This window comes from Pseudothioclava alba (assembly GCF_033100795.1).
GTDB lineage: Bacteria > Pseudomonadota > Alphaproteobacteria > Rhodobacterales > Rhodobacteraceae > Pseudothioclava.
In genome coordinates this window covers 212,878-232,796 of sequence record NZ_JAWLVI010000003.1, presented here as the reverse complement: position 1 = coordinate 232,796, position 19,919 = coordinate 212,878, and the positions used below count along the sequence as shown (strand labels likewise).

Annotated in this window: 20 protein-coding genes; 13 read left to right on the top strand and 7 right to left on the bottom strand. The window is 61.9% G+C overall.

Going from position 1 to position 19,919, the window contains the following annotated elements; translation table 11 throughout:
• Positions 1-50 precede the first annotated feature (50 nt).
• Positions 51-686 (bottom strand): NrsF family protein, encoded by a 636-nt coding sequence (locus tag RYZ20_RS09185; protein ID WP_317672681.1) that lies wholly within the window; start codon positions 684-686, stop codon positions 51-53.
• Positions 683-1,240, bottom strand: a complete 558-nt coding sequence (locus RYZ20_RS09180; protein ID WP_317672679.1) for a sigma-70 family RNA polymerase sigma factor — start codon at positions 1,238-1,240, stop codon at positions 683-685. Before RYZ20_RS09180 ends, RYZ20_RS09185 begins: the two co-directional genes overlap by 4 nt.
• A gap of 188 nt (positions 1,241-1,428) precedes the next feature.
• On the opposite strand from RYZ20_RS09180, the gene RYZ20_RS09175 reads away from it, so the two are divergent.
• The 5 genes from RYZ20_RS09175 to mgrA all read left to right on the top strand — a co-directional run bounded on the left by RYZ20_RS09175 (position 1,429) and on the right by mgrA (position 4,898).
• Entirely contained in the window at positions 1,429-1,713 is a 285-nt protein-coding gene (locus RYZ20_RS09175; RefSeq protein WP_317672678.1) for a BufA1 family periplasmic bufferin-type metallophore, read from the top strand.
• Positions 1,714-1,779: 66 nt separating this feature from the next.
• Entirely contained in the window at positions 1,780-2,625 is an 846-nt protein-coding gene (gene bufB / locus RYZ20_RS09170; protein ID WP_317672677.1) for an MNIO family bufferin maturase, read from the top strand.
• Entirely contained in the window at positions 2,612-3,373 is a 762-nt protein-coding gene (locus RYZ20_RS09165; protein ID WP_317672676.1) for an HvfC/BufC N-terminal domain-containing protein, read from the top strand. The genes bufB and RYZ20_RS09165 overlap by 14 nt, the downstream gene beginning before the upstream one ends.
• The gene (locus RYZ20_RS09160) at positions 3,370-3,798 is read left to right on the top strand and encodes a DoxX family protein (RefSeq protein ID WP_317672674.1); all 429 of its coding nucleotides are present in this window, start codon (positions 3,370-3,372) and stop codon (positions 3,796-3,798) included. Before RYZ20_RS09165 ends, RYZ20_RS09160 begins: the two co-directional genes overlap by 4 nt.
• Before the next feature lie 68 nt (positions 3,799-3,866).
• Positions 3,867-4,898, top strand: a complete 1,032-nt coding sequence (gene mgrA, locus RYZ20_RS09155) for an L-glyceraldehyde 3-phosphate reductase (protein ID WP_317672672.1) — start codon at positions 3,867-3,869, stop codon at positions 4,896-4,898.
• A 12-nt stretch (positions 4,899-4,910) separates the two neighbouring features.
• On the opposite strand, the gene RYZ20_RS09150 is transcribed toward mgrA, so the two are convergent.
• Positions 4,911-5,339 carry an Lrp/AsnC family transcriptional regulator gene (locus tag RYZ20_RS09150; protein WP_317672670.1) on the bottom strand — a complete coding sequence of 143 codons (429 nt, stop codon included), beginning with the start codon at positions 5,337-5,339 and terminating at the stop codon, positions 4,911-4,913.
• Between the two features lie 120 nt (positions 5,340-5,459).
• On the opposite strand from RYZ20_RS09150, the gene rocF reads away from it, so the two are divergent.
• The 6 genes from rocF to RYZ20_RS09120 all read left to right on the top strand — a co-directional run bounded on the left by rocF (position 5,460) and on the right by RYZ20_RS09120 (position 10,606).
• A complete protein-coding gene (gene rocF / locus RYZ20_RS09145; RefSeq protein ID WP_317672668.1) occupies positions 5,460-6,386 on the top strand; it encodes an arginase in 927 nt (308 codons plus the stop codon).
• Positions 6,386-7,432, top strand: coding sequence for an ornithine cyclodeaminase (locus tag RYZ20_RS09140; RefSeq protein ID WP_317672666.1), 1,047 nt, complete (start codon positions 6,386-6,388; stop codon positions 7,430-7,432). The genes rocF and RYZ20_RS09140 overlap by 1 nt, the downstream gene beginning before the upstream one ends.
• 156 nt (positions 7,433-7,588) lie before the next feature.
• Positions 7,589-8,362, top strand: a complete 774-nt coding sequence (locus RYZ20_RS09135; RefSeq protein ID WP_317672664.1) for an ABC transporter ATP-binding protein — start codon at positions 7,589-7,591, stop codon at positions 8,360-8,362.
• A 31-nt stretch (positions 8,363-8,393) separates the two neighbouring features.
• Positions 8,394-9,119, top strand: coding sequence for a transporter substrate-binding domain-containing protein (locus RYZ20_RS09130; protein ID WP_317672662.1), 726 nt, complete (start codon positions 8,394-8,396; stop codon positions 9,117-9,119).
• Between the two features lie 57 nt (positions 9,120-9,176).
• Entirely contained in the window at positions 9,177-9,875 is a 699-nt protein-coding gene (locus RYZ20_RS09125) for an ABC transporter permease (protein ID WP_317672660.1), read from the top strand.
• A complete protein-coding gene (locus RYZ20_RS09120; protein WP_317672658.1) occupies positions 9,872-10,606 on the top strand; it encodes an ABC transporter permease in 735 nt (244 codons plus the stop codon). The genes RYZ20_RS09125 and RYZ20_RS09120 overlap by 4 nt, the downstream gene beginning before the upstream one ends.
• A 33-nt stretch (positions 10,607-10,639) precedes the next feature.
• Here the strand turns inward: RYZ20_RS09120 and RYZ20_RS09115 are convergent, their stop codons facing one another.
• Positions 10,640-11,269: a cytochrome b/b6 domain-containing protein gene (locus RYZ20_RS09115; RefSeq protein ID WP_317672656.1), complete on the bottom strand. Its 630-nt coding sequence runs from the start codon at positions 11,267-11,269 to the stop codon at positions 10,640-10,642.
• A gap of 308 nt (positions 11,270-11,577) precedes the next feature.
• Positions 11,578-14,982 carry a bifunctional proline dehydrogenase/L-glutamate gamma-semialdehyde dehydrogenase PutA gene (gene putA / locus RYZ20_RS09110; RefSeq protein WP_317672654.1) on the bottom strand — a complete coding sequence of 1,135 codons (3,405 nt, stop codon included), beginning with the start codon at positions 14,980-14,982 and terminating at the stop codon, positions 11,578-11,580.
• Positions 14,983-15,106: 124 nt separating this feature from the next.
• Between putA and RYZ20_RS09105 the strand changes: the two genes are divergently transcribed.
• Entirely contained in the window at positions 15,107-15,565 is a 459-nt protein-coding gene (locus tag RYZ20_RS09105) for an Lrp/AsnC family transcriptional regulator (protein WP_317672652.1), read from the top strand.
• 291 nt (positions 15,566-15,856) lie between these two features.
• Here the strand turns inward: RYZ20_RS09105 and parE are convergent, their stop codons facing one another.
• Both parE and RYZ20_RS09095 read right to left on the bottom strand, forming a co-directional pair.
• On the bottom strand, positions 15,857-17,815 hold the full coding sequence (gene parE, locus RYZ20_RS09100) for a DNA topoisomerase IV subunit B (protein ID WP_317672650.1): 1,959 nt from the start codon (positions 17,813-17,815) through the stop codon (positions 15,857-15,859).
• A gap of 121 nt (positions 17,816-17,936) precedes the next feature.
• Positions 17,937-18,602 (bottom strand): glutathione S-transferase family protein, encoded by a 666-nt coding sequence (locus RYZ20_RS09095; protein WP_317672648.1) that lies wholly within the window; start codon positions 18,600-18,602, stop codon positions 17,937-17,939.
• Positions 18,603-18,739: 137 nt separating this feature from the next.
• Here RYZ20_RS09095 and ppk2 point away from each other — a divergent pair, with 137 nt between their 5' ends.
• Complete coding sequence (gene ppk2 / locus RYZ20_RS09090; protein ID WP_317672646.1) at positions 18,740-19,762, top strand: polyphosphate kinase 2; 1,023 nt, start codon at positions 18,740-18,742, stop codon at positions 19,760-19,762.
• The last annotated feature ends 157 nt before the right edge of the window (positions 19,763-19,919 follow it).

Sequence of the window (19,919 nt, the reverse complement as noted above, 5' to 3'; positions counted from 1 at the left end):
AATCAAAAAGGGCCGACGCGATGTCGGCCCTTTTTGCGTTGCGCGGGCGTTTACCACGCGAATTGCTTGCGCCCGTAATGCAGTGTGACAAGGGTCACGGTTGCGATCGAGGCGCCATACCAGATGACAAAGAACATCGGGTTGTCCTGCGTGCAAAAGAACGAATAGCCGGTCGAGGCCGCCGCCCCCGCCGCGATCCCGGCAAGCATGGCCGAGCGTTGCGGCGCCGGGCTGGCACCGCGCCGGAACAGGCGAACGGCGGCAATCGCAGGCACGGCCGACAGCATCAGCGTCAGCCCCGTGCACTCGATAATCCCGAGAACCGTCCACTGCGCAAACCACTGGGCAGGGGGCATCGTGGCAACCGTATAAAGCAGCAGGCCAATCCCTCCGAGAAGCGGGATCGCCAGCGCCGCCATCAGCAGGCCAACTTGCCCCTCGGGGCGCATCAACCGCAGCACGCCGGTCAGCGCAAAGGCCGCAGTCAGAGCGGGCAACAGCGTTTTCATCAGCGTGACCGGATGGATCATCACCTCTCCCAGCCCCGCACGCACGCCTGCGATCAGCAAAAACGCTGCGACCGGCACCGTCACGGCGGCCAGAAACCCTGCGGCCACGCGGGGCAGGCCCAGGCTTGCTGCCGCCGGTTCATGGGCGAGTTGCGCAATCAGGTCATCGGTCTTCATGGCAGACCACTCCTTCCGATCTGTTCCAGTCTCTTCATCGCGCGATGCAGGCGGACCCGCAGCGCGCCTTCGCTAATCGACATTGCGCGCGCCACACTCTCGGGGCTTTCCTCGCGCAGTTTGAGGGCACGGACCAGCTCCGCCGCCTCCGGATCAAGCGTGCCGATCAGCGCGTCCAGTTCCTCGCTGGCCTCCTGCGCCTGCAGGTGGGCCTCGGCGTGGGGGTCGACGACCTGCTCGGCCTGATCGCCAAGCGGCTGCGTGGCCTCGCCCCCGCGTTTGCGGAAGGCGTCGATCACCTTGTGCCGCGTGACGGCAAAGAGCCACGGACGGATCGGCCGATCCGGCGACCAGGTGTCGCGCTTGCGGTGGATGGCCAGCAGAACCTCCTGCACGATGTCCTCCTGATCATCTCCCGACATCCATCGCGCCCGCGCCCGCACGATCCCGCGCAAAACGGGCGTGACAGCACGGAGGAAGCGGGCATAGGCCTGCCCGTCCCCTGCAAGTGCGGCCCGCATCCAGCCAGCCCAGATTTCCTCGGTCTCTTGCATTGTTACCCTGCACTACGCGGCGCATCTGCCGATTGTTACAGCGTGTCCGTAAAAAGCCGGATGCCCCAGTGTTTCGCACAATACTATCACCGATGCGTGAACGGCGTAACAATCGGCTGCGGGCCGGCGAATTGCAGTTCGAGGACCAAACGGAGCCTCCACGAGGACATCTGACAGAGGAGATTTTCATGTCCATTCTTACCAAGACCCTGCCGCTGACCGCGACCCTTGCAACCGCCCTGACCCTTGCTGCGGCCCAAGGCCACGCCGACGAGATGAAGCAGGATATGGAAAAGTGCTACGGCGTCGCAATGGCTGGCCAGAATGACTGCGCTGCCGGTCCGGGCACGACCTGTGCGGGCACCGCGACCAAGGACTATCAGGGCAACGCGTGGAAATATGTCCCCGCGGGGACCTGCGCGACCATCACCACGCCCGACGGCATGGGGTCGCTTGAACCGATCAAGATGTAATCCGTTCGGGGGCGCGCACGAGCGGATGCGCGCCCCCGTTCGCCTTGTGTCTTCAGGAGAACGACGATGATCCAGCTTCCGGCCGCCGCAGGCGTAGGTTTCAAGCCCGAGCATTTCGCGGACATCCGTGCGATGTCGCCCGATCTGGGGTTCTTCGAGATTCACGCGGAAAACTACATGGGGGCGGGTGGTGCGCCGCACGCGATGCTCGAGGCGTTGCGCGCGGATTATGCGCTGTCCTTGCATGGGGTGGGGCTGTCCATTGGTGGCGCACGCGGGCTTGATGTGGACCACCTGAAACGGCTGCGCGCTTTGGTCGATCGCTATCAGCCCGAGAGCTTTTCCGAGCATCTGGCATGGGCAAGCCACGGGGGCGATTACCTGAACGACCTGTTGCCGCTGCCCTATACACCTGAGACCCTGTCGCTGGTTTGCGATCATGTGGATCAGGTGCAAGAGGCATTGGGCCGCCGGATGCTGCTGGAAAATCCTGCGACCTACGTTCTGTTCCACGACTCGACCATCCCCGAGGCAGAGTTTCTGCGCGAAGTCGTCCGGCGCACCGGCTGCGGGCTGTTGCTGGATGTGAATAACGTGTTCGTTTCGACGACGAACCACCGCACCGACGCGCGCCGCTATCTGGCCGACTTCCCACTTGAGGCCGTGGGCGAGATACACCTTGGCGGCCATGCCGAGGAAGAACTACCCTCCGGCCCGTTACTGATCGACAATCACGGCGCCGAAGTGGCCGAACCGGTGTGGGTGCTGTTCGAAGAAGTCATCGCAAGGACTGGCCCTCTGCCAAGCCTGATCGAATGGGACAACGATGTGCCCGCGTTTCCGGTGCTTCTGGCGGATGCTGTTCGCGCGGAGGAAATTTTGCGCAAAGGTCGGGTCGATGCGGTCGCATGAGGCGTTTCAGACCGCGTTTCGCGCGGGTGTTCTGGGTGGCGATCTGCCCGTCGGAGTAACCGCGCGCGATCCCGCCGAGGCCGCTGTGCGCTTTGATGTTTACCGCAACAATGTGCTGCACTCGCTTGGGCGCGCGCTGGCCAGCCGGTATCCGGTAATTGAACGGTTGGTCGGAGAGGCGTTTTTCGCGGCTATGGCGCGGGCGTTCGTGCAGGCTCATCCGCCGCAAAGCCCGATGCTTTTCGCGTGGGGCGAAGAATTCCCGCCGTTTCTTGAGACCTTCGCTCCGGTGCAGGGGCTGCCCTATCTGCCCGATGTTGCGCGCCTCGAATATGCGCGCGGGCGGGCCTACCATGCGGCCGATGCGCGCCCTCTGACGCCCGAAGCTTTGGCTGCGCTTGCGGCCTCGGCCGATCAGGCGCGGCTTGCGCTGCATCCGTCGGTGTCGGTGCTGGCCTCGTCCCATGCGATCTATTCGATCTGGGCGATGAACCAGCCGGACAGCACACCCACCCCGCTTGATGATCATCCTGAAACCGCTGCCATCCTGCGCGACCGCGCGCTGGAGGTGCAAGTCTGGCTGCTTGCGGCGGGAGAGGCCGTGTTCCTGCGCGCGCTTCTGGAAGGTCACAGTTTGCTGGCGGCTGCCGAGGCTGCGCTTAAGGCCGATCCGGCTTTCAACCCGACGACCCTGCTTGCCCGTATGCAGGCGGCGGGCATCATTATTGCCTCGGAGGAAACCCCATGATGAATATTATCCGCCGCCTTGATGCGGGCTTGGCTCGCCTGCCGTGGGACATCCCTGCGCTTGCCTTGCGCCTGTTTCCGGCGTGGGTGTTCTTTGCCTCTGGGCTAACCAAAATCGAAGGCTTCTCGATCAAGGACAGCACGTTCTTCCTGTTCGAACACGAATACGCCCTGCCGGTTATCCCGTCCGAACTGGCGGCCGTCATGGCAACCACCGCCGAACTCACCTTGCCGCTTTTTCTGGTTGCGGGGCTTTTCACCCGGTTTGCGGCGCTGGCGTTGATGGGGATGACGCTGGTGATCCAGATTTTCGTCTATCCCGACGCCTGGCCGACGCATGGGCTTTGGATCGCGTGTTTTCTTGCGTTGATTGCGAAGGGAGCGGGGCGGGTTTCGCTTGACCGGATGCTCGGGCTTCGGGTCTGATACCCCTTGCCTCTGGCGCGCAAACGGGGCAGCTTGCCGCTTTATGATAGCGCAAACGGGGGTGCGGGATGGTATATGTTCCGGCTGAAAATCGGTATGACGCGATGGTCTATCGCAAATGCGGGGCGTCGGGGCTGAAGCTTCCGGCGGTCTCGCTCGGGCTTTGGCACAACTTCGGCCACGACACGCCGCACGCGACAAAACAGGCGATTTGCCGAACTGCCTTTGATTGCGGGATTACGCATTTCGATCTGGCGAATAACTATGGCCCGCCGCCCGGCTCCGCCGAAGAGGCGTTCGGCGACATCCTGCGGACCGATTTTGCCGGTTATCGGGATGAGCTGATTATCAGCTCCAAGGCAGGCTATGACATGTGGCCCGGTCCCTATGGTGAGTGGGGCAGCCGCAAATATCTGATCGCGTCTTGTGACCAGTCGCTTGCGCGGATGGGGCTGGAGTATGTCGATATTTTCTACTCGCACCGCTTTGACCCCGAGACGCCCCTGGAAGAAACCATGGGTGCGCTTGAACATATCTGGCGCTCGGGGCGCGCGCTTTATATCGGGATTTCCAGCTATAACTCGCAGCGCACGCGCGAGGCGGCGGCGATCCTCAAGGGGCTTGGCGTGCCGCTGCTGATCCACCAGCCAAGCTATAACATGCTTAACCGCTGGGTCGAACATGACGGGCTTCTGGATACGCTGGATGATCTGGGGGTGGGTTCGATTGCGTTCACACCGCTGGCGCAAGGCTTGCTGACGCGGAAATATCTGGGTGGCATCCCCGAAGGTGCGCGCGCTGCGCAGGGCAAATCGCTGGACCCTGCAACGCTGACCCCTGCCGCGATCGAGAAAATTCGTGCGCTGGATGCGATTGCAACGCGGCGCGGGCAGACGCTGGCGCAAATGGCGCTTGCCTGGGTGCTGCGCGGCGAACGGGTGACGACCGCGCTGATCGGAGCCTCGCGCCCCGAGCAGGTGCGAGATTGCGTCGGTGCGATTGGCAATCTGGATTTCACACCCGAAGAATTGGCCGAGATCGACCTTTATGCGCAGGACGAGGCGATCAACCTTTGGGCGCGCTCGTCCGAGATGGACTAAAGGCGAGGCCCATCAGCTGACATGGGCCAGCAACAGGCAGCTTTCGCTGTTCAGAACCCCCGGCACCTCGCGGATTTCACGCAGCACGCGGTCGAAATTCACGAGGCTGTCGGTTTTGATTTCCACCACCAGATCCCACGCCCCGTTGGTTGCGTAAAGCGTTGACACTTCGGGGATGCGGCTGAGCGTGCGGGTGACGTTGCGCGACATTTTCCCCTGAAGCTCGATCAGGGTGATCGCGCGCACCTCTCCTTCGACATCGGTATCCGTTTCAATCGTGAAGCGCCGGATGCGGCCTTCACGGACCAGCGCCTCAAGCCGCGCCTTGGCGGTGGTGCGCGAGATGCTGACCCGTTGCGCCAGTTCGGTGATCGACATGCGCGCGTCGTTGCGCAGGGCGGCGATGATGGCGCGGTCCGTGGACGAGAGAGGTGCAGTCATTTGTCGATTCGATCATCTTGTTTTTCAATTCGACCAGAAAGAATGACATTTAGATCAATTTAGCAACCGAAATTTGCATCACTTCGGCGCACTCTGATTTCGGGAAAAGGGAGATCACGAATGAGTCGAAGCTGTTCGATCCTCGGTGCGCCGATCCAGACGGGTGCGTCGCAACCGGGCTGCCTGATGGGGCCGGCCAGCCTGCGCACGGCGGGGCTTGGGCAGGTGCTGGCTGAACTTGGCTGGCGCGTGAGCGATCTGGGCGATCTGGCGATCTCGGCGCAAGAGCCGATGGCGCATGCAAACCACGCAGTGCACGATCTGGCCGAAACGCGGGCCTGGATCGAGGTTCTGGAGGGCGCGGCCTATGATGCGGCCGCAGCGCATGACCTGCCGATCTTTATGGGCGGCGATCACTCGATGGCGGCCGGGACGGTTTCGGGCGTGTCGCGCTATGCGGCCGATCAGGGGCGCCCGCTGTTCGTGCTTTGGCTGGACGCGCACCCCGATTTGCACACGCTATCCACCACCGAAAGCGGCAATCTGCACGGCACGCCGGTCGCCTATTTCATCGGTCAGTCCGATTGCGAGGCCTACCCGCCTCTGTCGCATCCGGTCGATCCGCGCAACATTACGATGATGGGCATCCGCTCGGTCGACGGGGCCGAGGCTGCTCGCATCCGCGAGACCGGCATTGATGTGCATGATATGCGCTCGATCGACGAAACCGGCGTCTTGCCGCCGCTGCGTGCGTTCCTGTCGCGGGTGCGGGCGGCCAACGGGATGCTGCACGTCAGCTTTGATGTCGATTTCCTTGATCCCGATATTGCGCCTGCGGTTGGCACGACGGTTCCCGGCGGCGCCACCTTCCGCGAGGCGCATCTGATCATGGAGGAGCTGTGCGACTCCGGCCTCGTGACCTCGCTCGATCTGGTCGAGCTGAACCCCTTCCTTGATGAGCGCGGGCGCACCGCAAAGCTGATGTGCGACCTGACGGCAAGCCTGTTTGGCCGCCGCGTTCTTGACCGTATGACCCGGAGCTATTGATGAAACCGCAACCCTCCAAGCTGGCCTATGTGCCGTTTGTCTCTGTCGACAACATGATGCGGCTGGTGAATGCCATCGGCCCCGAGCAGGTGATGACCGAACTGGCCTCCTATATCGAAGACGATTTCAAGCGCTGGCCCGAGTTCGACAAGACCCCGCGCGTCGCCAGCCATTCGACCGATGGCGTGATCGAGCTGATGCCGACGGCGGATGCCACGAACTACGGCTTCAAATATGTGAACGGCCACCCCAAGAACATGCGCGAAGGCTTCCAGACGGTCACGGCGTTTGGCGTTCTGTCGTCGGTGGCCAATGGCTATCCGGTGCTTCTGACCGAGATGACAGTGCTGACTGCGCTGCGCACGGCGGCGACCTCGGCGCTGGTCGGGAAATACCTTGCTCCCAAAGGGGCCGAGGTGATGGCGATGATTGGTAATGGCGCGCAATGCGAGTTTCAGGCGCTGGCCTTCCGCGCGATCTGCGGCATCACGAAGCTGCGGCTGTATGACATTGATCCGGCGGCCACGGCGAAGGCGGCGGCCAACCTGACGGCGCAGGGCTTTGAGGTGGTGAAATGCGCCTCTGGCATGGAGGCCGTAGAGGGCGTGCAGATCATCACGACCTGCACCGCCGACAAGCAATATGCCACGATCCTGACCGATAACATGGTTGGCGCGGGCGTGCATATCAACGCGATTGGCGGCGATTGCCCCGGCAAGACCGAGCTGCACAAAGGCATTCTTCTGCGCTCTGACATCTTTGTCGAATACCCGCCGCAAACGCGGATCGAGGGCGAGATCCAGCAGCTTGCCGAAGACCACCCCGTCACCGAATTGTGGCAGGTCATGCGCGGCGAGGCCGAAGGGCGGCGCGACGCCAAACAGATCACGCTGTTCGACTCGGTGGGCTTTGCGATCGAGGATTTCTCGGCGCTGCGCTACATTCTCGATCGCACGCAGGACAGCGATTATTTCATCAAGCTCGATATGCTTGCCGATCCTGATGACCCGCGCGACCTGTTCGGCATGGTGATGCGCGCAGCCTGAGGGTTGGGGCCGTTTTGCGAAGGTGTTTAGGCAATCTGCGCGGAATGGCCCGTTGATTTAGCGAAATGACAAGTGGTTTTGGGCGCTGCCCGAAGCCAAGACCTATGGCGCCTCTCCGAGGAGGGAGCGGCGTCAAAAAGGGACAGGGAGAGAGACATGGGCACCGATGCCATCCTTGATGTGCGCGATCTGCACAAATCCTACGGCAATCTCGAGGTGCTCAAGGGCATCAGCCTGACGGCGAAGAACCATGACGTGATTTCGCTGATCGGGGCGTCCGGGTCTGGAAAATCGACCTTCTTGCGCTGCCTGAATCTGCTGGAAATGCCCACGCGCGGCGAGATTTTCGTGCATGGCAAGCGGATGCCGCTGACTGACCCGGATGCGCGCGGCAACCGACGCGTGACCTCGGAGCGCGAGCTGCGGGACATTCGCACGCACCTTGGCATGGTGTTCCAGCAGTTCAACCTGTGGTCCCATATGACCGTGCTGCAAAACGTGATCGAGGCGCCGATCCGCGTGAAAGGCATGGCCAAGGGCGAGGCGGTGGAGCGCGCCAAAGACCTTTTGGATCGCGTCGGGTTGTCGGCCAAGGTCGATGCCTATCCCAGCCAGCTTTCGGGCGGGCAGCAGCAGCGGGTCGCGATCGCGCGCACGCTCGCGCTCGACCCCGAGATCATCCTGTTCGACGAGCCGACCTCGGCGCTGGACCCCGAAATGGTCGGCGAGGTTCTGGCGGTGATGCGCGACCTCGCGTCCGAGGGGCGCACGATGATGGTCGTGACCCATGAGATGGGCTTTGCCCGCGAGGTCTCGACCGAGGTTGTGTTTCTCGAACAGGGCAAAGTGGGCGAGCGCGGCGCGCCCGAGCAGATCTTTGGCGATCCGCAAACTGCCGCCTGCAAACAGTTTCTAAACAAGGTTCTGTGAACGAAATCGCAGGATAAACAGGGAGATAACCATGAAAACTCTGATCATTGCTGCAAGCCTTCTGGCGGCGACCACGGCTGCGGCCGAGCCTCTGCGCATTGCCACCGAGGGCGCTTTCCCTCCCTTCTCGGAGATCAATGCGGCTGGCGAGGTCGTGGGCTTCGACATCGACATCGCGAACGCGCTTTGCGCCAAGATGGAGCGTGAATGCGCGATCATCGCGATGGATTGGGACGGTATCATCCCCGGTCTCGTGAACGAGAAATACGATGCTATCGTCGCCTCGATGTCGATCACCGAGGAGCGCAAGCAGACTGTGGATTTCTCGAACCCGTATTACGCGAACTATCTGGTTCTGGTTGCGAAAAAGGGCGCGGACGTGACGCAAGAGACGATGCAGCAATATGCGGTCGGTGCGCAGCGCGCCTCGATTTCGTCAAGCTGGGCGGAAGAGAAGGTGGGCGCGCGCGGCGATTTGCGCCTTTACGACACCCTGACCGCCTCGTTCACCGATCTTGAGGCCGGCCGGATCGACAGCATCGTGTCGGACTATTTCCCCGCGCTCGACTGGCTCAAGGATCATCCCGAGTTCGAAGTGATCGGTGAGCGTATCGACATCAACGACCAGATTGGCATTGCGGTCCGCAAGGGCGACGACGAGCTGCGCAATGCGCTGAACATGGCGCTGGACGGTATCATCGCGGATGGCAGCTACGCGAAGGTCTCGACGGGCTACTTCGGCGCAGACATTCACTAAGGCGGGGGATGGGCGGGCCTTACGGGCCTGCCCGTTTCATTTCGGGGAGGCAAGAGGATGGAACTGCTCGGTTTCGGTGCGACCGGCTGGGGGGATGACCTGCTGCGCGGGGCTGCTCTGACGCTGCAACTGGCGATCGTGTCTTTGGCAATCGGTCTGAGCCTCGGGCTTTTGCTGGCTCTGGCCAAGCTGTCGCGTTTTGCGCCGCTGCGTTGGCTCGCCCAAGGCTACACGCTGTTCATTCGCGGTGTGCCCGAGTTCCTGATCCTTCTGCTGGCGTTCTTTGGCACCGAAAAGGCCGTGGCGGCAATCGCGCAACTGGTCAATTTGCAGGGCGATATTGACGTGCCGAAATTCGCCGCAGCCGTGGGTGGCTTGTCTGCGATCTTCGCCGCCTATGGCTGCGAGGTGATCCGCGGCGCGTGGCTTGCAGTGCCGAAAGGCCAGATCGAAGCGGGGCATTCCGTCGGGCTGACACATTGGCAGATCTTCCACCGCATTCGCCTGCCGCAGCTTTGGCGCATCGCGCTGCCGGGGCTTGGGAACCTGTGGCTGGTGATGCTCAAAGACACCTCACTGGCGGCGGTTCTGGCGATTGACGAGCTGTTGCGCGTGGCCAAGGTCGCGGGCGAAGTGACGCGCCAGCCGTTGATATTCCTGCTGGCGGCGGGCGCGATCTATCTGGTGCTGACGGCGGTTTCGGACAAGATGCGCGCGACCTTCGAGGCGCGTGCAAATCGGGGGATGGCACGATGAGCGCCTATCAGGATCTGAAATATGCGCTCTCGGATGGCGTTTGCTATGCCGCGCAGGGCGTGACGCCCGAGAGTTTCGCGACCTATTGCTCGCGCTATGTTGACGGGTTTCTGGTGACGATTGAACTGCTGGCGCTTTCCAGCATTCTGGGGCTTTGCATAGGCACGCTGGTGGCGGTGGCGCGCGTTTCAACCCGTCCGGTGCTGCGCAGGGGCGCCTGGGCGTGGTCGTATATATTTCGTGGCACGCCTTTGCTGGTGCAGCTCTGGATCGTCTACTACGGGCTTGGCAGCCTTGGACCCGAGCGGCTCGGGATTTTGTGGCCCCTGTTCAAAAGTGGCTGGGCCGTGGGGCTTGTTGTTCTGACGATCAACACCTCGGCCTATATCGCCGAGATTCTGCGCGGTGGTCTGTCCAGTCTGCCGGTCGGCCAGTTGGAGGCGGCGCTGAGTGCGGGGATGTCGCGCGCGATGGCGATGCGGCGCATTCTTTTGCCGCAGGCGTTCCGCGTGGCCTGGCCCGCCTATGGCAACGAGCTGATTTTGCTGATGAAGGGCTCGGCGCTGGTCTCGACGATCACGGTGATGGACCTGATGGGGCAGACGCGCTCGGTCTTTGCGCGAGGGTATTCGCTTGAGACCTATCTTTACAGCGCGGTGCTCTATTCGTTGCTGGCAATCATCCTGACGCTTGGCCTGAAGGCAGTAGAGCGGCGGCTGAACGTCGGTTGAACCCGCAGAGGCGCCCGCTTTTGCTTTGGCCGGTCAGGCGCGCTTGCGGCCTGTCACCATCGAGCGCGGCAGGTTCTCGTTATGCGCGATCGAGGCCATTGCGACCCCTGCAAGGTGCAGCAGAACCAGTAGAAGCGTCAGGTTCGCAAAGACCTCGTGGACGTCTTCCCAGACGCTATCGTCACCGCGCCCTTCGTGGTGCTCGTCATTCCCTTCATAGCGGACGACAGGTGCGGTTTGCGCTGCGCCCAGGGTGTCGGTCTGCGCGATATAGCCCGCCAGCGGCCCTTCGCCCTCTTCCGCTGCCAGTAAAGCCATGCCGGAAAACGCGGTTCCACCCAGCGAAAGCATCAGCGCGATGACCATCGCGCCGCCCGCGGGCGAATGGCCGAGGTGGCGTTCGGATTTCCCGCGAGGCAGATCCCGCAGATAGGCGATGACCTTGCGGGGCGAAAACAGGAACGAGGAGAAGCGCGCGTGTTTCGGGCCGATGAAGCCCCAGACAAGGCGCACCGCCAGATAGGCGGCGATTGTATAGCCGGCAAAGCTGTGCAGCCACTCCGGCTCGCCCTCGCTCAGATAGGCGACCAGAAAGGCCAGCGCGAGACCCCAGTGACCGATACGGACCAACGGATCCCAAACTTTAACGGTTGCCTCTTGCATGGCGCACTCCTTTGAAATGGCAAGAACGGCCCCTCGGGGGCTTTGGGGCACTATGCAGATGGCGCCTGACATCAGCCTGACGCGGTGTGTCAGCGCGGTGTCAGGAGGGGAGGTTTAAAGAGGGGATAGCCGTTTTCTCCCGGCTCGCCCGATGCCGCGTCTGTCGGGTTGATGGTTGCATCGAAGTTCCCCTTCCTTCGACGCAAAAACGATGGGCGACGCCGTGGCAGCGTCGCCCATCTGACCTCGTTACGGAAAAGTTTACGGCGGGAATTCTTGCAAACTTGAAGGGCCGTCCCGAGGTGTTCTTAACCTTCGCCAGCCAGCAGGGCCGCGTTGCCGCCCGCTGCCGTGGTGTCAACGCACAGGTGCCGCTCGTGGCAGATATGCGCGAGGTCGGGCTTGGTGCCGATCAGCGGCAAAATCACCCCCGAGCGCTGCGCCAGCGCCTGCGCATAGGCTTTGCCCTGTTCGGCATCGCCCCACCAGATTACCGAGGAGAAGCCTTCCAATGTGGTCAGGGCGGGCGCATCAATAGCCCCTTCGGCGATTACCGCATCGCCACCCATCGCCAGCACCGACGCGGCCTGCGCCTCGGCTGCCTCACGCCCCGGCCCGAGGCACAAAAGCGGCGGGCGGGTAATCAGGCTCAGGCGGTTTAGCTCACCCGTCGGGCCGGGCATGAACTGCTCGTCCAGAGTGCGCGCAGTGTGCTGGTTCAGCGCTGCCTGAAGGTTCGCGGTATCGGCCTGATTGTTCCAATTCCCGTCGGTCGCTTCGGCCTTGGCGGCTGAGAAACGCGGCAGATACAACGGCCCGCCCGCCTTGGGTCCGGTGCCCGAAAGCCCTTCGCCGCCGAACGGCTGGCTGCCGACAACCGCGCCAATCTGGTTGCGGTTCACATAGATATTGCCCGCGTGGATGCTTTGCGCGCAATCCTCGACGCGGTTGTCGATGCGGGTGTGCAGGCCAAAGGTCAGGCCATAGCCGCGCGCGTTGATACGCTCGATAACCGTGTCGATTTCCTCTGCCGCGAAGGTTGCGACATGCAGGACAGGGCCGAAAATCTCGCGCTCCAGATCGTCGATCCCGCCGACTTTCAGCATGGTTGGCGCGATGAAATGCCCGTCTTTCGGCGCGTCGAGCGCGTGCAGGATATTGCCCGCATTGGCTTGCAGATAGGCAGTGATGCCGTCTTGTGCCTCGGCGTCAATGACCGGGCCGACGTCGGTCGAAAGGTGCCACGGGTTGCCGACGACCAGCTCGTCCATCGCGCCTTTGATCATCTCGATCAGATGGGGGGCGACGTCTTCTTGAACATAGAGGCACCGCAGGGCCGAGCAGCGCTGACCGGCCGAGCGGAAGGACGAGGCCACGATGTCGCGCACGGCCTGCTCGGCAAGCGCGGTCGAATCCACGATCATCGCATTCAGCCCGCCGGTTTCCGCGATCAGCGGCGCATCGGGGGCAAGGTTTGCGGCCATTGCCTTGCGGATCAGAAGCGCGGTTTCGGTCGAACCGGTAAATACGATACCGTTGATACGCGGGTCCGAGGTCAGGGCCGCGCCAACAGTCGCCCCGTCGCCCGGCAAGAGTTGCAGAGCCGAGGCCGGAACGCCCGCCGCGTGCATCAGGCGCACGCCGATAGCTGCGATCAGCGGGGTTTGCTCGGCGGGCTTGGCAAGCACCGCATTGCCCGCAGCAAGCGCAGCCGCGATCTGGCCCGAGAAAATCGCCAGCGGGAAGTTCCACGGACTAATGGCGGTGATGATGCCGCGCGGCGCTGGGGATTTCGCCTCGGCCTCGGCGGCGTAGAAGCGCAGGAAATCGACCGCCTCGCGCAGCTCGCCAACCGCATCACCCATCGTCTTGCCAGCCTCGCGGGCGAGGGCTGCGAAAATCACGCCGAAGTTTTCTTCATAAAGGTCGGCCGCGCGGCGCAGGATGGCGGCACGCTCGGTCACGGGAGCGGTCCACGGAACTGCGGCGCCGATGGCGGCCTGAACAGTCGCCGCGTCAGCCTCGGTCACTTGCGCGATGGTTTCGCCAGTGGCGGGGTCCAGAACGGGTTTCGCCGTGCCGGTCGCCGGAAGTGCCGTCAGAGGGGCCGCATCCGGCAGGGCCAGACCGCGCGCAGCTTCGATCCGCGCCAGTGACTCTTCGTCGTTCAGGTCAAACCCTTTCGAGTTCGCACGGCCTTGGCCGAACAGATCATCGGGATGCGCCAGTCCAGCAGGCGCTTTGGCGGTTGCCAGCGCGGTGAAGGGGTCTTGCGCGATTTCCTCGGGGGTGACTTCGTCGTCAACGATCTGGTTCACGAAGGACGAGTTCGCGCCGTTCTCCAGCAGGCGGCGCACCAGATAGGCCAGGAGGTCGCGGTGCGCACCGACAGGGGCGTAAATCCGGCAGCGGCCCTTTGTCTCGCGTAGAACGATGTCGTGCAGACGCTCGCCCATGCCATGCAGACGCTGGAATTCGAACGGCACGCCTTGGGCCATTTCCAGAATAGCGGCGACGGTGTGTGCGTTATGCGTGGCGAACTGCGGATAGATGCGATCCGCGTAACCGATCAGCTTTTTCGCGTTCGAAATATAGCTGACATCGGTCGCCACCTTCGAGGTGTAAAGCGGGAAGCCGGGGAACCCCTCGACCTGCGCGCGCTTCACCTCGGTATCCCAATAGGCGCCCTTCACCAGGCGCACCATGATCTTGCGGTCGTAGTGCGTTGCGCGCTCGTAAAGCCAGTCGATCGCGGCACCTGCGCGCTTGCCATAGGCCTGCACGACAACCCCGAACCCGTCCCATCCGGCAAGCGAGGGATCGGCCAGAACCGCGTCGATCACTTTCAGCGACAGCACCAGGCGGTCTTGCTCTTCCGCGTCGATGTTTAGGCCCATGTTCGAGGCCGCCGCCTGCCGCGCCAGATCACGCACGACCGGCACCAATTCGGCCAGAACGCGGGCCTCCTGCGCGACCTCGTAGCGCGGATGCAGCGCCGAGAGCTTGATCGAAATACCGGGGTTGGTTTCGACCGAGTCCGTTTTGCAGGCGTCCGCAATCGACGCAATCGCATTGGCATAGGCGCGGGCATAGCGCGCGGCATCGGCGGCGGTCATCGCGGCCTCTCCCAGCATGTCATAGCTGTAGGTGAAGCCCTTTTCCTCAAGCCCGCGGGCGCGATCGAGCGCCTTGGTGATGGTCTCCCCCAGAACGAACTGGCGGCCCATCTCTTTCATCGCGCGCCCGCCCGCCTTGCGGATCACCGGCTCGCCAAGGCGCTTGATCGCGCCGCGCAGCGTGCCTGCAAGGCCCGGCTTTTCCTCGGTCAGAACCTTGCCGGTCAGCATCAAGGCCCAGGTCGAGGCATTGACCAGCGGCGAGGCGGCGGTGCCGATGTGCTTGCCCCAATCCGACGGCGCGATTTTGTCCTCGATCAGAGCGTCGATCGTGTCGGCATCCGGCACACGCAACAGCGCCTCTGCCAGACACATCAGCGCCACACCTTCGCGCGTCGACAGGCCGTATTCGGACAGGAAATGCTCCATCAGGCTCGGGCGGGCCTCGGTGCGGATACGGCTTACCAGATCGGCCGCGCGGGCCGAGATTCTCTGTCGGCTCGCCTCGGACAGGGCAGCTTGCGCGACCAGTTGGTCAAGGCTGGTCTGCTCGTTCGCGAATTTTGCGTCCAGGGTGAATTGCGAGAAGTCCGACATGGGTGCTCCGAAAGCAAAAGGTGGTCTTGAAGCCATTTTGCCGGAAAATGATTAGCCAGTGCGTCCATTGATGATGTAAACGATAGGCGAAACGAACATTAATATCGGATCGAATAGGCGAGACATGGATCTGGACAAAACCGACCGCAAGATTCTCCGCGAATTGCTGATCAACGCGCGCATCTCGATCACCGAGCTTGGCCGCAAGGTCGGTCTGTCAAAAACCCCCGTGGCGCTGCGGATAAAGCAGATGGAGGAGGCGGGGCTGATTACTGGTTACCGCGCGATCCTTTCCCCGATCCAGCTTGGCCTGTCGCATGTGACCTTTATGCAAATCCGCCTTGGCGACACGCGCCAGCAGGCTTTGCTGCAGTTCAACGCAGCCGTGCGCGAGATCGAGGAAGTCGAAGAATGCTATATGATCGCGGGCGGGTTCGATTACCTGCTCAAGGTGCGCTCGCGCGATATGGCGGATTTCCGGCGTGTCATGGCCGAGCAGATTTCGGCGCTTCCGCATGTCAGCGCGACCTCAAGCTTTGTCGCGATGGAAGCCGTTGTCGAAGAGGGGGCGATCCCGCTGTGACCTGCCCACCGCGAAACCCCTCAGTCTGATGTAGAGTCTGCCCAACCTTGAAGCTGATGCTTCGATGCGAGATCCTGGATCGTCTTGTCACCGCGCAGCGCTTCCAACGCCACCTTGGCCTTATACTGACCCATAAAATTCCGGCGCTTCGCCAGTCTCGTATCCCTTCGCAGGTTCGGGATGCACCTTGGCTCACTGTCCGATTTCATGGGGTCACTTCATATTTTGACCGAAATCATCTAATGTTTTCAATGGAAGCCGCGCAACGTTATGCGCAAACCTACAAAACCATTATACGTCCAGCTCTTCGACGAAACGTGCGTTGTCCTGAATATACTGGAAGCGCAGCTCGGGCTTTTTGCCCATCAGACGCTCGACCAGATCGCCGGTTTCGTTGGGGAATTCGTCGTCGATCGTGACCCGGATCAGCTTGCGCGTGGCGGGGTTCATCGTGGTGTCTTTCAGGTCTTTCGCGTCCATCTCGCCCAGACCCTTGAAGCGCTGCACGTCGATCTTGCCGCGCCCGCCAAGCCCTTTGGCCAGCCATTCCTCTTTCTCGGCGTCGTCTGCCACATAGATGCGCTTGGCGCCTTGGGTCAGGCGATAGAGCGGCGGGCAGGCAAGATAAAGATGCCCCTTGTCGATCAGCGGGCGCATCTGGGTAAAGAAGAACGTCATCAGCAAAGAGGCGATATGCGCCCCGTCGACGTCAGCGTCCGTCATGATGATGATCTTGTCGTAGCGCAGATCCTCGACGTTGAAGCGCGTGCCAAGCCCCACACCAAGCGCTTGAGCCAGATCCGAGATTTCCTGGTTCGAGCCGAGCTTGCTTGAGGCCGCGCCCAGAACGTTCAGGATTTTCCCGCGCAGAGGCAGCAATGCCTGCTTTTGACGGTCGCGCGCCATCTTGGCCGAGCCACCAGCCGAGTCACCCTCGACGATGAACAGCTCGGTCCCCTCGCGGTTGGTGGCCGAACAATCCACCAGCTTGCCGGGCAGGCGCAGCTTTTTCGTCGCCGTTTTACGCGCGGTTTCCTTTTCCTGACGACGGCGCAAGCGCTCTTCGGCGCGCAGCACAAGGAAATCGAGGATCGCACCGGCCGATTTCGTATCCGACGCCAGCCAGTTGTCGAAGTGGTCGCGCACCGAGGATTCAACCCAGCGGGCGGCCTCTTCGGTGGACAGACGGTCCTTGGTCTGGCCGACGAAGGACGGCTCGCGGATGAACACCGACAAGAGCGCGCAGCCCCCCGTCGTCAGGTCGTCGCGGGTGATCTGCGCGGCCTTCTTGTTGTTGACCAGTTCGCCGTAAGCCTTGATCCCCTTGATCAGCGCCGACCAGAAGCCCGCCTCGTGGGTGCCGCCCTCGGGGGTGGGAACGGTGTTGGTGTAAGAATGGATGAAGCCGTCGCGCGAGGGCGTCCAGTTGATCGCCCATTCGACCGAGCCGGGGACGCCGAATTTCTCTTCGAACGACACCTTGCCTGCGAAGGGCCGGTCGGCATAGGTCATCGAGCCGGTCAGTGTTTCGTTCAGGAAGTCAGCAAGACCGTTCGGGAAGTGGAAGGTGGCTTCGGTCGGCGTTTCGCCATCGTCGATTTCGGATTTCCAGCGGATTTCCACGCCCGAGAACAGGTAGGATTTCGAGCGCGCCATCTTGAACAGACGCGACGGTTTAAGCTGGAGCGAGCCGAAAATCTCGGGGTCGGGGTGGAAGGTGACGGTCGTGCCGCGCCGGTTGGGGGCGGCGCCAAGCTTCTGGATCGGGCCTTGCGGCACGCCGCGCGAGAAACGCTGTTCGTAAAGTTCTTTGTTGCGCGCGACCTGCACGATCATCTCATCAGACAGCGCGTTCACCACCGACGAGCCAACCCCGTTCAGACCGCCCGAGGTCGAATAGGCCTTGTTCGAAAATTTGCCGCCTGCGTGGAGGATGCACAAAATCACCTCAAGCGCGGATTTGCCCGGAAACTTCGGGTGCGGATCAACCGGCATCCCGCGCCCGTTGTCGCGCACCGTGATCGAACCATCGGCCAGAAGCTCGACCTCGATCCGGTTGGCATGGCCTGCGACCGCCTCGTCCATCGAGTTATCGAGGATCTCGGCCACCATGTGGTGCAGCGCGCGCTCATCCGTGCCGCCGATATACATCCCCGGCCGCTTGCGCACCGGCTCCAGCCCTTCGAGCACCTCGATAGAAGAGGCGTCATAGGTGGATTCGGGCTGCCCGGAGAGAAGATCGTCGGCCATGCTGCTCGCTTTCTTTGGTAGCTTTGGACGCTAGAGATACAGCACCTTGGGGTCAGGGGGCAAGGAGCATACCCCCCGATGGGTTTTCGTGTGCGTTGAATTCTGGCTGTGAGTGCGTGGCTTATGCCGGTTCACCCTCGCGCGCGGCCCACATGTCCTTGAAGGCAGCACGCGACTGGCACAGATCCAGCCAGCCTTTGACGCGCGGAAAACGCCCGATCAGTGCCGCGTGGGGCTGCGCATAACGCACCAGTTCGGCCATGTTGATGTCAGCCACGGTAAAGCGCCCGCCGACCATGTGGCTGTGCGTGGATAGATGCGCCTCAAGCACCGCCAGAGGGCGCAGCAGTTTGTCGGTCGCAGCATCAATCGTGCGCTGAGCGCCCTCGTCAAGCCCGCCCGCATAGGCGAATATGATCTCAAGCGCGGGTTCCTCGATCGCGGTCGCGCCGTAAAGCGCCCATTGCGTCATCAGCGCGTCTTCCTGCGCGTTCTGCGGCCCAAGCGCGCTGCCGGATTTCTTGGCGAGGTAAAGGTTGATTGCCAGCGATTCTGCCAGCACCAGCCCGTTATCCTCGATCACCGGAATTGCACCCGCGGGCGAGAGGCGCAGGAACTCGGGGGTGCGGGTGTTGAACGGCGCGTCAGGGGCCAGCGGGTCGATCCCCTTCGCCTCAAGCCGATAGGCCTGAATGACGGGCTTGAGCGTATAGTCCTGCCCCAGTTCGTTCAGCAGCCAGATAGTGCGCGTCGCGCGCGATCTGAGCACCCCGTAAAGCGTAATCATGCAAATCTCCTGTTTTCTGCCGCCAAGGTGATCCGTCGGGCGCAAAAAGAAAAGGGGTGGGGTTGATGCGTATCAAGGAAAAATTTGTCCGTTTGGTTTAAATGTGCCGCGTGAATTTAAGTGCAGGAGGGAAGTGAATGGTTGATAAGGCCGTGAATGGTGCGGTGCGGGCAAAGCCAGAGGTGCAGCAGGATGCGGTGAAAGCCGCAAACACGACCGTTAAGGTAGTTGAAGCCCCCACATCGGCGGCAGCTGTGCCTGCTGGTGAGCCGCAGGGGGCGCAAAGTTTTCCGCGCGTGGACCCGAGCAAGGTCCGCTTGGCCTTTGAAAGTGGGAAATACCCCTATCGAAGCAAGCTGAAACGCCAGCAATACGAGCAGGAAAAAGCCGAATTGCAGGCTGAACTGCTCAAGGTCCAGAAATGGGCGCAAGAGACGGGCGAGAAATTCGTGATTCTGTTCGAAGGCCGCGATGCCGCAGGCAAGGGCGGCACGATCAAGCGTTTTACCGAACATCTTAACCCGCGTTTTGCCCGCGTCGTCGCGCTGAACAAGCCGTCACAGAAAGAGGGCGGGCAGTGGTATTTCCAGCGTTATATCGAACATTTGCCCACGGCTGGTGAAATGGTGTTCTATGACCGTTCGTGGTATAACCGCGCGGGTGTTGAACGGGTCATGGGCTTTTGTAAGCCGAACGAATACCTTGAATTCATGCGCCAGACGCCCGAACTGGAGCGGATGCTCGTCCGTTCCGGGATACGGTTCTACAAATACTGGTTCTCGGTGACGCAGGCCGAACAGCGCAGCCGCTTCAAATCGCGCGAGACTGATCCGCTGAAGCGGTGGAAGCTGTCGCCGATTGACCTGGCCTCGCTGGACAAATGGGACGATTACACCGAGGCGAAAGAGGCGATGTTCTTCTATACAGACACCGCCGATGCGCCGTGGACGATCGTTAAGTCGAACGACAAGAAACGCGCGCGATTGAACTGTATGCGGCATTTCCTTTCGACGCTGGATTATCCCGATAAAGACCCCTCGATCGCCACGCCGCCCGATCCGCTGATCGTTGGCCACGCAAGCCATGTGGTGCATTCGTCGGATCACATTCTGGGCAACTCGCTCCACCCCGAGGCGCGGCGAAGAAAATCGAAATCCTGAGTGAAAAGGCGCGGTGGTTAAGCTCCGCGCCTTTTTCGTTGGCGGATAACGAAACTTTGACCGGATATTTGCCGCTAAAATCGCACAGCTTCTGTTGAGTTTCCTGCGATTGAGCGATGGTCGTCCCGCGTGCTTTATGACGCAACGGAAGCCGGAA

Bases quoted from the DNA above. Each gene is read 5' to 3' on its own strand.
- RYZ20_RS09185 (WP_317672681.1), bottom strand. From the start codon at position 686: ATGAAGACCGATGACCTGATTGCGCAACTCGCCCATGAACCGGCGGCA.
- RYZ20_RS09180 (WP_317672679.1), bottom strand. From the start codon at position 1,240: ATGCAAGAGACCGAGGAAATCTGGGCTGGCTGGATGCGGGCCGCACTT.
- RYZ20_RS09175 (WP_317672678.1), top strand. From the start codon at position 1,429: ATGTCCATTCTTACCAAGACCCTGCCGCTGACCGCGACCCTTGCAACC.
- bufB (WP_317672677.1), top strand. From the start codon at position 1,780: ATGATCCAGCTTCCGGCCGCCGCAGGCGTAGGTTTCAAGCCCGAGCAT.
- RYZ20_RS09165 (WP_317672676.1), top strand. From the start codon at position 2,612: ATGCGGTCGCATGAGGCGTTTCAGACCGCGTTTCGCGCGGGTGTTCTG.
- RYZ20_RS09160 (WP_317672674.1), top strand. From the start codon at position 3,370: ATGATGAATATTATCCGCCGCCTTGATGCGGGCTTGGCTCGCCTGCCG.
- mgrA (WP_317672672.1), top strand. From the start codon at position 3,867: ATGGTATATGTTCCGGCTGAAAATCGGTATGACGCGATGGTCTATCGC.
- RYZ20_RS09150 (WP_317672670.1), bottom strand. From the start codon at position 5,339: ATGACTGCACCTCTCTCGTCCACGGACCGCGCCATCATCGCCGCCCTG.
- rocF (WP_317672668.1), top strand. From the start codon at position 5,460: ATGAGTCGAAGCTGTTCGATCCTCGGTGCGCCGATCCAGACGGGTGCG.
- RYZ20_RS09140 (WP_317672666.1), top strand. From the start codon at position 6,386: ATGAAACCGCAACCCTCCAAGCTGGCCTATGTGCCGTTTGTCTCTGTC.
- RYZ20_RS09135 (WP_317672664.1), top strand. From the start codon at position 7,589: ATGGGCACCGATGCCATCCTTGATGTGCGCGATCTGCACAAATCCTAC.
- RYZ20_RS09130 (WP_317672662.1), top strand. From the start codon at position 8,394: ATGAAAACTCTGATCATTGCTGCAAGCCTTCTGGCGGCGACCACGGCT.
- RYZ20_RS09125 (WP_317672660.1), top strand. From the start codon at position 9,177: ATGGAACTGCTCGGTTTCGGTGCGACCGGCTGGGGGGATGACCTGCTG.
- RYZ20_RS09120 (WP_317672658.1), top strand. From the start codon at position 9,872: ATGAGCGCCTATCAGGATCTGAAATATGCGCTCTCGGATGGCGTTTGC.
- RYZ20_RS09115 (WP_317672656.1), bottom strand. From the start codon at position 11,269: ATGCAAGAGGCAACCGTTAAAGTTTGGGATCCGTTGGTCCGTATCGGT.
- putA (WP_317672654.1), bottom strand. From the start codon at position 14,982: ATGTCGGACTTCTCGCAATTCACCCTGGACGCAAAATTCGCGAACGAG.
- RYZ20_RS09105 (WP_317672652.1), top strand. From the start codon at position 15,107: ATGGATCTGGACAAAACCGACCGCAAGATTCTCCGCGAATTGCTGATC.
- parE (WP_317672650.1), bottom strand. From the start codon at position 17,815: ATGGCCGACGATCTTCTCTCCGGGCAGCCCGAATCCACCTATGACGCC.
- RYZ20_RS09095 (WP_317672648.1), bottom strand. From the start codon at position 18,602: ATGATTACGCTTTACGGGGTGCTCAGATCGCGCGCGACGCGCACTATC.
- ppk2 (WP_317672646.1), top strand. From the start codon at position 18,740: ATGGTTGATAAGGCCGTGAATGGTGCGGTGCGGGCAAAGCCAGAGGTG.